The organism is Plantactinospora sp. A48 (genome assembly GCF_055793945.1).
In genome coordinates this window covers 1-12,558 of record NZ_JBTIXF010000021.1, presented here as the reverse complement: position 1 = coordinate 12,558, position 12,558 = coordinate 1, and the positions used below count along the sequence as shown (strand labels likewise).

The following is a 12,558-nucleotide window of genomic DNA, read 5'->3' as shown; positions in this document are numbered from 1 at the left end:
AAGCGAATCTTGGACGCAAACCGTTCCCAGCGAACGGTTCACGTCCAAGATTCGCGGTGGGAGACATTGCTCAGGTGCGGCGCCACTTCTGGTTGGCGCCGCCGGTGCAGTCCCAGGTCTCCAACGGGGTGCCGTTCGCGCTGTTCCAGGCCGTCACGTCGACGCACTTGTTGGCCTGCGGGTTGACCAGGTCACCGGCGCCGGTCAGCACGAACTGCTGGGCCGGGTTGCCGGAACAGTTGGCCAGTTGCACTGCGGCACCGTTCGCGGTGGAGCCCCACGCCACGTCCATGCACTTCCCGAGGGCGCGGACCGTCCCGTCGCCGGGGAAACTCCACTGCTGTGCCGGCGTGCCGTTGCAGTCCCACAGTTGCAGCCGGGCGCCGTCGGCGGAGATGCCACCGGGAACGTCGATGCACTTGCCGGCGTATCCGACGAGCGCCCCGGAGCCGGCGGGCCCGCCGCCACCGTCCCAGGCCTGGGCCCGGACGTAGTCGATCACCATCTGCTGCGGGAAGCTCGTGCTGGCGTCCGGGTTGCCCGGCCAGTTGCCGCCGACGGCCAGGTTGAGCAGCAGGAAGAACGGGTGGTCGAAGACCCACCGGTTGCCGCCCGCGTCGGCCGGGGTCTTCCGGGAGTACGCGACGCCGTCGACGTACCAGGTGATCGAGTCCGGCGCCCAGTCCACGGCGAAGGTGTGGAACCCGTCCGCGAACGCCTGGCCACCGGGCAGCGTGTAGGCGGCACCCGGGCCGCCCGCGCCCGAATAGCCGGGGCCGTGGATCGTGCCGTGTACCGTGCCCGGTTCGCGGCCGATGTTCTCCATGATGTCGATCTCGCCGCTGGCCGGCCAGCCGGCGCTGCCGATGTCGGTGCCGAGCATCCAGAAGGCCGGCCAGATGCCCTGGCCACGGGGCAGCTTGATCCGCGCCTCGAACCGGCCGTACGCCTGGCTGAAGGTGCCGGACGTCAACAGCCGGGCCGAGGTGTACTTGCAGGTGCCGTAGTGGCAGGTGTAGCCGGCCGGGTTCTCCCGGCGGGCGGTGATGATCAGGTTGCCGTTGCCGTCCAGCGCGGCGTTGCGGGTGCTGTCGGTGTAGTACTCCAGCTCGTTGTTGCCCCAGCCGCTGCCGCCGATGTCGTGCCGCCACCGGCCCGGGTCCGGCGCGGTGCCGGCCGGGCCGGTGAAGTCGTCGCTCCAGGTCACCGCCCCGGGGGCGAGCTGGGGGAGCGCCCCGGGGGCGAGCTGGGGGAGCGCCCCGGGGGCGAGCTGGGGGAGCGTTCCGGGGGTGGCGGGGTACGCCGCCGGCGTGACAACCGCGGGTGCGAGCGCCGCGGCCAGGCCGGCCAGCAGGAGTCGAGCCACCGTTCGCCTGATATCCATGAACATCACTATTATGTCCGACCCGGTATCAGGCAAGGTTCTTAACAGATGGCGCTACTCCTTGATGCCGAACCGGTCCAGGATCCAGGAGGCGACGAACGCCTCCTCGCGCCACGTGTCGTACCGGCCACTCGGGCCGCCGTGCCCGGCCTCCATCTCGGTCTTGAGCAGGTACGAGCCCTCCGGTGCCACCGCCCGCAACCGGGCGATCCACTTCGCCGGCTCGTGGTAGAGCACCCGGGTGTCGTTCAGGCTGGTCAACGCCAGGATCGCCGGATACCGCACCGCCCGCACGTTCTCGTACGGCGTGTACGAGCGCATGTAGGCGTACACCTCGGGATCGTCGAGCGGGTTGCCCCACTCCTCCCACTCGGTGACGGTCAACGGCAGGGACGGGTCGAGGATCGAGGTGAGCGCGTCCACGAACGGGACCTGGGCGACGATCCCGGTGAAGGCGTCGGGGGCCAGGTTCGCCACCGCACCCATCAGCAGGCCGCCCGCCGAGGCGCCCCGGGCCACCAACCGGTCGGCCGAGGTCCAGCCCTGGTCCGTCAGATGCCGGGCGCAGGCCACGAAGTCGGTGAAGGTGTTCTTCTTGGCCAGCAGCTTGCCCTGGTCGTACCAGCGCCGACCCAGCTCACCGCCGCCCCGGATGTGCGCCACGGCGAAGATGACACCCCGGTCCAACAGGGACAGCCGGGGGATCGAGAACCACGGGTCCATGCTGGTCTCGTACGACCCGTAGCCGTAGAGCACGCACGGCGCGGAACCGTCCCGTGGCGTCCCGGCGCGGCAGACCAGCGAAATCGGCACCCGGGTGCCGTCGTCGGCCAGCGCCCACTCCCGGTGCTGCTCGTAACCGGCCGGATCGAACTCGCGCCCGTCCGGGCCGGGCAGCACCGGCTTCTGCCGGCGGAGCACCAGCTCGCCGGTCACCAGGTTGAGGTCGTACACCGACTCGGGCGTGATCAGCGAGGCGTAGCCGATCCGGACGGTGTCGGTCCGGTACTCCGGGTTGCTGTCCAGGCCGACGGCGTGGATCGGCTCTGGGAACTCGACGTCGTACGTGTCGGTGCTGCCCACCGCCATCACCCGCAGTCCGGTGAGGCCGCCGGTGCGCAGCGACACCACGAGATGGTTGGCGAACGCGTCCACCGACTCCAGCCGGGTACCCGGGCTGTGCTCGATGATCGGCGTCCAGTCACCCGGCGCGTCCGCCGAGGTGTACGCGAGGGCGAAGTCCTCGGCACCGTCGTTGTGCAGGATCAGGAACCGGTGTCCGTGGTGCTCGACGGAGTACTCGATCCCCTGCCGGCGTTCCGCGACGATGGCCGGCTCGCCGGTCGGGTTGCTGGCCGGGATCACCCGTACCTCGCTGGTGGTCTTGCTGCCGATCTCGATCAGGATGAACTTCTCCGAACGGGTCAGCTCGACGCCCACCCAGAACCGCTCGTCGGGCTCCTCGTACACCACGACGTCGTCCGTGGCCGGGGTCCCGACGACGTGCCGCCACACCCGGTACGGCCGCCACGCCTCGTCCACGGTCAGGTAGAACAGCATGGTGCCGTCGGCCGACCAGGCGGTGCCGTAGAAGGTGTCCGGCACCTCGTCCGTCAGCGCCTCGCCGGTGCTGAGGTCCTTGATCCGCAGCGTGAACCGTTCGTCGCCGGCGAAGTCGGTGGAGTACGCGAGCCACCGGCCGTCCGGGCTCACGTCGAAGGCGCCCAACGCGAAGAACTCGTGCCCCTGGGCCAGCGCGTTGCCGTCGAGCAGGATCTCCTCACCGGGCAACGGCGCGCCGTCGGCGGCGCTCGGGGGTTCAGTCTCGCCTCCGGCGAGACGCGGGGGTTCCGTTTCGCCCTCGGCGACGGCCCGCCGGCAGTGGATCCCGTACTGCTGGCCCTCCACGGTCCGGGTGTAGTACCAGTACCCACCCTTGCGGACCGGCACCGTCAGGTCGGTCTCCCGGGTCCGCCGGCGGGTCTCGGTGAAGAGCGTCTCGCGCAGCTCGGCCAGGTGCGCCGTGCGGGCCTCGGTGTGCTCGTTCTCCGCCGTCAGGTACGCGATCGTCGCTGGATCGTCCTTCTTCGCGAGCCAGGCGTACTCGTCGATGACCGTCTCGCCGTGGTGGCTGCGGTCGGTCGGGACCCGCTTGGCGACCGGCGCGGCCGGCGTCTCCATCGTCACGGCGGCCACGTTACCGCAGGAAAGGAAGGGCACCCTGTTATCGCTTTCCGATGTACCGGGGCCCCTTTTTAACGGCCCAGCTCGGCGGAGCGAGACGACCGAGGGCGGCGGATCGAGACGACCGGGGTCGGCGGTTCGGAGCGGCCCGGGCCGGCGGTTCGGGTGGCCGGCGGCCGGCGGCCCGGATTGGCCGGAGCAGACCGTTGCGGGAAATTAGAACACCTGTACGATGGCGGGGTGTGGGGGGTGCGATGACGCTCAGTGACAAGCCTCGCCCGGCTGGCATCGGCGGGCGGTTGGAGAGGATCTGCGGTCCGGGGTTCGCCCGGCCGGCCGGCGGCGCGGACGAGGTGGCGGGCCGGACCGCCCGCTGGGTCGCCGTGCCGGGCTCGCCGAGTGCCGTGGGCGACGTGCTGCGGCTCGCCGCCGAGCACGACCTGTCGGTGGTCGCCCGGGGGGCGGGCACCAAGCTCGACTGGGGTACGCCACCCCGGCAGCTCGACATCCTGCTCGACACCGGACGGCTGGCCGGAGTCTGGCACCGGTCAACCGGCGAGCTGACCGCCGAGGTCGGGGCCGGCACCCCGGTCCGGGCCGTGCAGGCGGTGCTGGAACGCTCCGGCCAGCGCCTGCCCGTCGACGTGCGCTCCGATGGCGCGACCGTCGGCGGGGTGGTCGCCGCCGACGAGGCGGGACCGTTGCGGCACCGGCACGGTTCGCCCTGTGCGCAGGTGACCGAGGTGAGCTACGTGGACGCCAGCGGCGAACTGCGGCGGGTCGCCCACGGTGGGTGCGAGGGTGACCTGGCGTCGCTGCTGTGCGGTTCGCAGGGCGCGCTCGGCGTCCTGGTCTCGGCCACCCTGCGGGTGCAGGCGACACCCGCCAGCCGGCTCTGGATCACCCGTCCGGTGTGGACGCCGCTGGAGGTGCACAATCTGGTCGGCGAGATCCTGGCCGGCTCGGTCGTACCGGCCGCGATCGAGGTGGACCTGCCGGCCGGCACGCCGAACGGGTCGCCCGAGCGACCGCCGGAGCAGGCCGGACATCCGGCCGGCACCGGCCGGCGGCCCGCCACCGGCTGGGTCGGCAGCCTCACCGTCCTGGTGGAGGGCGGCCCGTCGGACGTGACCGAGCGGGCCCGGCGGTTGGGCCGGATCTTCGGCGCGGCCGCCCGGACGGCGACCGCACCGCCGCCCTGGTGGCGGCGCTATCCGTTCGGCGTCGAAGATGTCGCGCTGCGTGTCGAGGTACCGATCGGCGACCTGCACGCGGCGGTCTACGCCCTGCGGGACGCGGCCGGGACCCCGGTCGCGGTTCGCGGGTCGGCCGGCCTCGGCGTCGTGTACGCGGCGCTGCCCGCGGCCATCCCACCGGCGCGGGTGGCCGGGATCGTGACCGCCGTCCGGGATGTGCTGCTGGCCCGGGCCGGCCGCTGTCTGGTGGTCGCCGCGCCGCCCGAGGTCCGGGAGGCCGTCGACTTCTGGGGTGAGCTACCCGACCTGCCCCTGCTGCGCCAGGTCAAGGAACGCTTCGACCCCGACCACCGACTGGCGCCCGGCCGGTTCACGGGCGGTCTCTGACCACCCCGCCACCGGCCGGCGCCCGGCCGGTTCAAGCCCGGCCGGTTCAAGCCCGGCCGGTTCAAATGCGACCCGCCGCCGAACGGCCATCGGTGGTGGGTCAGCGGGCGTCGTTACGCAGGACGAGGACGGCGATGTCGTCGCGGGGCGACTCGGTGGAGAAGCCGATGGCCGTGGCCCGCAGCCGGGCGGCCATCACCTCGGCCGAGTAGCCGGCCAGGGGTGCCGTGGCGGTGCGCAATCGCTCGATGCCGAACAGTTCCCGGCCGCGCCGTCGCTCGGTGATCCCGTCGGTGTAGAAGACAAGCGCGTCTCCCGGCGCGAGCGAGACCTCGGTGGCCGGTGACACGATCATGTCGAGCAGGCCGAGCGCCGTACCGCCGGCGCCGACGAACGACGCCCGGCCGTCGTCCCGGACCAGCACCGGCCGGTCGTGACCGGCCAGGTGCAGCGAGACCGTCAGCCGGCCGGTCCCGGTCCGTTCGACGGCGGCCAGGGCCAGCGTGCAGTACCGGCCGCCGCCCCGCTCGCACAGCGTCTGGTTGAGCCGGTTCAGGGCCTCGGGCAGTGGTTTGCCGTCCCCGACCAGGACCCGGATCACGTCCCGGACCAGCCCGGTCACCGCCGCCGCCTGGACGCCCTTGCCCGAGACGTCGCCGACGACCACCAGCCAGCGGTCGTCGGGCAACGGGACGACGTCGTAGAAGTCGCCGCCCACGTCGGCCGCGTCACCGGTCGGCACGTACTCGGCGGCGAAGCCGATGCCGTCCACCTTGGGCAGCACCGGTGGCAGCAGCGACTGTTGCAGGGTCTGCGCCACCCGTCGCCGCTCGGCGTGGATCCGGGCGTTCTCGATGGCCAGCGCGGCCCGCCGGGCCACGTCCTCCAGCACCCCCACCTCGTCCGGGTCGTGCCGGTTGCGCTGGTGCCGGCCGACGGCCAAGGTGCCGAGCCGCTGCCCACGGGCGACCAGCGGTACGGCGATGCCCTCCAGTGGCGGCCCGATCGGCACCTGGGTGCCCAGCCGGGTCGCCTCGCGCAGGGTGCTGTACGCCGAGTCGGGGCCGGTCTCCTTGAGTATCCGTTCCAACTCGGGCAGGGCGGCCTCGTCGGAGTGGCTGGCCGAGGCGAGCCGGAGCCGGCCCCACTCGTCGGTGGTGTGTACGGCGCACCACCGGCCGAGCCGGGGCACCACGAGCTGCGGGACGAGTGCCATGGTCAGTTCCACGTCCAGCGACTGCGCGAGCAGTTCGCTGGCCTCGGCGAGGAACGTGAGCCAGGTCTGCCGGCGCAGGTCGGTCCGGCGGAGCCGGTCGTTCTCCAGGTGCAGCGAGAGGCGTTCGGCCATCAGCGCGGCCAGCGGTCGTGCGTAGCCGGAGGGCGCGACGTCCAGCTCGACCTCCCCGCGGTACGGCCGGTTGACCGCCAGCGGGATCCGCAACTGGTCGTCGTCGTGTCGGGGCTGCCGGCCGTACCGGGCCAGCACCTGGACGCCCGTCCCGTCGCCGCGGTCGAGTCGTACGGTGCCCCCGGCCGCACCCAGCATCTCGGCGACCCGGGCCAGCAGGCCGGCCGCGAAGTCGGGCAGTGGATCGTCGGCGTACGGGTCGGGAGTGAGCTGCATGAGCGTACTCAGTGCTCCCGCGCTCGGCGCGGCGCTCGCGGGGACGGCGGTGGCCGTCGCGGTCAACGCGGCGGTGGGGCGGGACCGTTCCTTGCGGTCCAACCGGAACCACACGCCCTTGCCGGTCGGCAGGTGCAGCGTGCCCCACCGGCTGGCGAAGTGGTCGACCAGCAGCAGGCCCCGGCCGCGTTCGGAGACCTCGGAGATGTCCGTCACATCGTTGCGGGGCAGCGCCGTCACCCGGTCGATCGGCCCGGCGGCGAAGTCCGAAACCATCACGTTGAGCCCGTTCTGGTCGGCCAGCACCTCGATGTCGAGCTCGGTCCGGGCGTGTTCCACGGCGTTCGTGGTCAGCTCGGTGGTCAGCAGGAGCGCCTCGTTGAGCAACTCCTCCAGGCGTGCCTCGGAGAGCACGGCCCGGACCAGCGCCCGCGCGGTGGCCGGGGTGCGCCGGTCGGCGGGCAGCCGGACCCGCCGGACGTGCTCGTCCGGGTCCCCGTGAGGTGCGGTGGGCTCGGTCGACACCCCTCGTATCCTCCACGCCACGGCGTCCAGTTCCAAGCCGGTTGGCCTGTCACTGTGGGTAACATCCGGCACGTCCGTGGATCAGCATGCCTTGGCATCCGACGCTCCACCGCACAATGATGGGTGCTGGCCAAGGGCGGGTCGGCGGGCATCGACCCACCTCCGGCGAGCTGAACGAGGGTGCTATGACCACGGCGAACGAACTGACCGCGGGTTCCGCACAGACCGAGGCGGCGCTGCTGAGGGAGCTGACCGAGGCGCTGCGGCGGGTACACCGGGGTGATTTGAAGGTACGGCTGCCCCGGCGCGGTGGATCCGCGGGCGACGCCGTCGACGCGTTCAACGAGATGGTGTCGGTGCAGGAACGGCAGCACCTCGACCTGCGGCGGATCAGCCGTACGGTGGGTCGCGACGGTCGGCTGACCGAGCGGCTGGACGAGGAGGGCCTGGCCGGTTCGTGGGCGGAGAGTCAACAGGCGGTCAACTCCCTGATCGACGACCTGGGCCGGCCGACCACCGAGATCGCCCGGGTGATCGCGGCGGTGGCGAACGGCGACCTGTCCCAGCACATGGCCATGGAGATCGACGACCGGCCGCTGCGCGGGCAGTACCTGCGGATCGGCCGCACCGTGAACACCATGGTCGACCAGCTCTCGTCGTTCGCCGACGAGGTGACCCGGGTGGCCCGGGAGGTGGGCATCGAGGGTGAGCTGGGTGGGCAGGCCCAGGTGCGGGGGGTTTCGGGTACCTGGCGCGACCTGACCGACTCGGTCAACACCATGGCCTCCAACCTCACCCATCAGGTGCGGTCCATCTCCCAGGTCGCCACGGCGGTGGCGAAGGGCGACCTGTCGCAGAAGATCACCGTGTCGGCCAAGGGCGAGGTGGCCGAGCTGGCGCACACGATCAACTCGCTGACCGACACCCTCCGGCTCTTCGCCGAGCAGGTCACCCGGGTGGCCCGGGAGGTGGGTACCGAGGGCAAGCTCGGTGGCCAGGCCGAGGTGCCGAACGTCGCGGGTACCTGGAAGGACCTGACCGACAGCGTCAACTCGATGGCGTCGAACCTGACCGCCCAGGTCCGGAACATCGCCCAGGTCTCCACGGCGGTGGCCCGGGGTGACCTCAGCCAGAAGATCACCGTGGCCGCCCAGGGCGAGATCCTGGAACTCAAGGACACCGTCAACACGATGGTCGACCAGCTCTCGTCGTTCGCCGACGAGGTGACCCGGGTGGCCCGGGAGGTGGGCATCGAGGGCAAGCTCGGTGGCCAGGCCCAGGTCCGCGGCCTGTCGGGTACGTGGCGGGACCTCACCGAGAACGTCAACCAGCTGGCCGGCAACCTGACCTCGCAGGTGCGGAACATCTCGCAGGTCTCGACCGCCGTGGCCAAGGGTGACCTGTCGCAGAAGATCACGGTGGATGCCCGGGGTGAGATCCTGGAGTTGAAGTCGACGGTGAACACGATGGTGGATCAGTTGTCGTCGTTCGCCGACGAGGTGACCCGGGTGGCCCGCGAGGTGGGTACCGAGGGCAAGTTGGGTGGTCAGGCCCAGGTCCGGGGGGTCGCCGGTACGTGGCGGGATCTGACCGACAACGTGAACTCGATGGCCTCCAACCTCACGGCCCAGGTCCGCAACATCGCCTCGGTCACCACGGCCGTGGCCAAGGGTGACCTGTCGCAGAAGATCACCGTCGATGCCCGGGGCGAGATCCTGGAGTTGAAGTCGACGGTGAACACGATGGTGGACCAGTTGTCGTCGTTCGCCGACGAGGTGACCCGGGTGGCCCGCGAGGTGGGTACCGAGGGCAAGTTGGGTGGTCAGGCCCAGGTCCGGGGAGTGGCCGGTACGTGGCGGGATCTGACCGACAACGTGAACTCGATGGCCTCGAACCTGACCTCGCAGGTGCGGAACATCGCCCAGGTCTCGACCGCGGTGGCGACCGGTGACCTGTCGCAGAAGATCACCGTCGACGCCCGGGGCGAGATCCTGGAGTTGAAGTCGACGGTGAACACGATGGTGGATCAGTTGTCGTCGTTCGCGGCCGAGGTGACCCGGGTGGCCCGGGAGGTGGGTACGGAGGGCAAGCTCGGCGGTCAGGCGCAGGTGAAGGGCGTGTCGGGCACCTGGCGGGACCTCACCGACAACGTGAACTCGATGGCCTCGAACCTGACCTCGCAGGTCCGCAACATCGCCTCGGTCACCACGGCCGTGGCGACCGGTGACCTGTCGCAGAAGATCACCGTCGACGCCCAGGGGGAGATCCTGGAGTTGAAGTCGACGGTGAACACGATGGTGGATCAGCTGTCGTCGTTCGCGGCCGAGGTGACCCGGGTGGCCCGGGAGGTGGGTACGGAGGGCAAGCTCGGCGGTCAGGCGCAGGTGAAGGGCGTGTCGGGCACCTGGCGGGACCTCACCGAGAACGTCAACCAGCTCGCGCTGACCCTGACCACCCAGCTGCGGGCCATCGCCCGGGTGTCCACGGCGGTGACCCGGGGCGACCTCACGCAGCGCATCACGGTGCAGGCCCAGGGTGAGATCGCCGAACTCAAGGACAACATCAACCAGATGATCGTCACCCTGCGGGAGACGACCAAGAAGAACGCCGAGCAGGGCTGGCTGGACTCCAACCTGGCCCGCATCGGTGACCTCCTCCAGGGGCAGCGGGACCTCGGCGAGGTCTGTCGCATGATCATGATGGAGGTCACCCCGCTGGTCGACGCCCAGCTCGGTGCGTTCTTCCTGGCCGACGACGCCGACGGGGTGATCCGGCTGCGGCTGACCGCCTCGTACGGGTACGTGGCCCGGGACCACGACGTCACCTTCGGACCGGGGGAGGGCCTGGCCGGGCAGACCGCGCTGTCCCGCCGGACCATCCGGGTGCGGGCCGTGCCGGACGGCCGGCTCACGGTCCGCTCCGGGCTGGCCGAGACCGCGCCGGCCGACCTGGTGGTGCTGCCCGTGCTGTTCGAGGGCGAACTGCTCGGGGTCATCGAGTTCGCCGGGGTGACCACCTTCTCCGAGCTGCACCTGGCGTTCCTGGAGCGACTGGTGCTGACCATCGGGGTGGCGGTCAACACCATCCAGGCCAACCGGCGGACCGAGGAGTTGCTGGCCCAGTCGCAGCGGCTCGCCCACGAGATGCAGGAGCAGTCGGCCGAGCTGCAACGCACCAACGCCGAGCTGGAGGACAAGGCGCAGCTGCTGAGCGAGCAGAAGGCCAACATCGAGACCAAGAACCGCGAGATCGAGCTGGCCCGGATCGGGCTGGAGGAGAAGGCGCAACAGCTCAGCCGGGCCTCGGCGTACAAGTCGGAGTTCCTGGCCAACATGAGCCACGAGCTGCGTACGCCGCTCAACTCGCTGCTGCTGCTGGCCCGGCTGCTGGCCGACAACCCGGAGCGGAACCTCACCGAGAAGCAGATCGAGTTCGCCCGGACGATCCACAGTGCCGGGTCCGACCTGCTCTCGCTGATCGACGACATCCTCGACCTGTCGAAGATCGAGGCCGGCCGGATGGACGTCGAGCCGGTCGAGGTGCGGTTCGCGGAGATCCGCAACTACGTGGAGCAGGCGTTCGCCCCGCAGGCCGAGCAGAAGGGCCTGGACTTCCAGGTACGGGTGTCCCGCGAGCTGCCGGTGGCGATCGTCACCGACGCCCAGCGACTCCAGCAGATCCTGCGGAACCTGCTGTCCAACGCGGTCAAGTTCACCGACAACGGCGCGGTGACCCTGCGGATCGGGCCGTCCCCGGCGGGCGGCCAGTTCGACGTACCGGCGCTGGCGACGGCGCGTCAGGTGGTGGCCTTCGAGGTGATCGACACCGGGATCGGCATCCCCGACGACAAGTCCGACCTGATCTTCGAGGCGTTCCAGCAGGCCGACGGCACCACGAGCCGCCGGTACGGTGGCACCGGGCTCGGGCTGTCGATCAGCCGGGACCTGGCCCGGCTGATCGGTGGGGCCATCGCGGTGTCCTCCGCGCCGGGTCAGGGCTCCACCTTCACCCTGTACGTCCCCGACGTGCTGGCCCCGGACGCCGTGGTGAACTCGGTCCCGCCAGCGATCCCGCCGGTGCTCGGCGGTGGCGCGCCGATGCTGCGGCCGATGGCCGAGGCGGAACCGGCCACCACACCCGCGTCCCGGCACCTGGAGGGCACCACAGTGTTGATCGTGGACGACGACGTCCGCAATGTCTTCGCCCTGACCAGCGCACTGGAGTTGCACGGCATGACGGTGATCTACTCGGACAACGGTTCCGACGGGATCCGGCTGCTGGCCGAGCACCCGGAGGTGGACATCGTGCTGATGGACGCGATGATGCCGGACCAGGACGGGTACGAGACCACCCGGGCCATCCGGCGGAACCACCACTTCGCCGAACTGCCGGTGGTCTTCCTGACCGCCAAGGCGATGCCCGGCGACCGGGAGTCGGCGCTCGCCGCCGGGGCCAGCGACTACATCACCAAGCCGGTGGACCTGGACGAGCTGATCGAGTTGATGGCCGCCTGGATCTCCGGCGACCGACGAGAGGCCAGCGCGTGAGCGAGCGCAGCGAGGAGCCGACGTGAGCGAGCGGGGCGGTGACCAGGCCAGGGCGCTGCTGGTCGACGACCGGCGGGAGAACCTGCTGGCGCTGGAGGCGATCCTCCAGGGGCTGCCGGTCACCCCGGTGGCGGTGGAGAGTGGCGAGGCGGCACTGAAGCAGCTGCTCGTCGACGACTTCGCGGTGATCCTGCTGGACGCCCAGATGCCGGACATGGACGGTTTCGAGACGGCCAGTCACATCAAGCGCCGCGAGCGTACCCGGCACATCCCGATCATCTTCCTGACGGCGGCCGACCGGGACGCCCAGCTCGCCCTGCGGGGGTACGCGGTGGGCGCGGTGGACTACCTCACCAAGCCGTTCGACCCGTGGGTGCTCCGGGCCAAGGTCTCGGTCTTCGTGGAGTTGTGGGAGAAGACCCGGCAGTTGACCGCGCAGTCCCGGCTGGTCCGTGAGCGCGAGGAACGCTGGCGGGCGCTGGCCTCGGCGGTCGACGAGGCGATCGAGGTGCTGCGGGCGGCGGACCCGGACGCCCGGGACCGCGCCCTCGACGTCCTGGGCCAGGCCCGCACCAACACGACCCAGCGTTGACCCGGCCCGGGGGGGGGGGGGGGGGGGGGGGGGGGGGGGGGGGGGGGGGGGGGGGGGGGGGGGGGGGGGGGGGGGGGGGGGGGGGGGGGGGGGGGGGGGGTGGGGGGGGGGGGGGGGGG

6 protein-coding genes are annotated in these 12,558 nt (G+C 71.3%); 3 read left to right on the top strand and 3 right to left on the bottom strand.

What is annotated here, in order from left to right; genetic code table 11:
* Nucleotides 1-70: 70 nt before the first annotated feature.
* Both ACXN5W_RS13595 and ACXN5W_RS13590 read right to left on the bottom strand, forming a co-directional pair.
* A complete protein-coding gene (locus ACXN5W_RS13595) occupies nt 71-1,384 on the bottom strand; it encodes a family 16 glycosylhydrolase (protein WP_473158609.1) in 1,314 nt (437 codons plus the stop codon).
* 54 nt (nt 1,385-1,438) lie between these two features.
* Nucleotides 1,439-3,571, bottom strand: a complete 2,133-nt coding sequence (locus tag ACXN5W_RS13590; RefSeq protein WP_473158608.1) for a S9 family peptidase — start codon at nt 3,569-3,571, stop codon at nt 1,439-1,441.
* Between the two features lie 251 nt (nt 3,572-3,822).
* Between ACXN5W_RS13590 and ACXN5W_RS13585 the strand changes: the two genes are divergently transcribed.
* Nucleotides 3,823-5,151 (top strand): FAD-binding oxidoreductase, encoded by a 1,329-nt coding sequence (locus ACXN5W_RS13585; protein ID WP_473158607.1) that lies wholly within the window; start codon nt 3,823-3,825, stop codon nt 5,149-5,151.
* A 100-nt stretch (nt 5,152-5,251) separates the two neighbouring features.
* On the opposite strand, the gene ACXN5W_RS13580 is transcribed toward ACXN5W_RS13585, so the two are convergent.
* Complete coding sequence (locus ACXN5W_RS13580) at nt 5,252-7,300, bottom strand: SpoIIE family protein phosphatase (RefSeq protein WP_473158606.1); 2,049 nt, start codon at nt 7,298-7,300, stop codon at nt 5,252-5,254.
* Between the two features lie 185 nt (nt 7,301-7,485).
* On the opposite strand from ACXN5W_RS13580, the gene ACXN5W_RS13575 reads away from it, so the two are divergent.
* On the top strand, nt 7,486-11,847 hold the full coding sequence (locus ACXN5W_RS13575) for a HAMP domain-containing protein (RefSeq protein WP_473158605.1): 4,362 nt from the start codon (nt 7,486-7,488) through the stop codon (nt 11,845-11,847).
* Between the two features lie 22 nt (nt 11,848-11,869).
* Complete coding sequence (locus ACXN5W_RS13570) at nt 11,870-12,439, top strand: response regulator (RefSeq protein ID WP_473158604.1); 570 nt, start codon at nt 11,870-11,872, stop codon at nt 12,437-12,439.
* The last annotated feature ends 119 nt before the right edge of the window (nt 12,440-12,558 follow it).

Excerpts from the sequence above, each read along its gene's own strand:
- ACXN5W_RS13575 (WP_473158605.1), top strand. The coding sequence starts at position 7,486 with ATGACCACGGCGAACGAACTGACCGCGGGTTCCGCACAGACCGAGGCG.
- ACXN5W_RS13595 (WP_473158609.1), bottom strand. The coding sequence starts at position 1,384 with ATGGATATCAGGCGAACGGTGGCTCGACTCCTGCTGGCCGGCCTGGCC.
- ACXN5W_RS13585 (WP_473158607.1), top strand. The coding sequence starts at position 3,823 with ATGACGCTCAGTGACAAGCCTCGCCCGGCTGGCATCGGCGGGCGGTTG.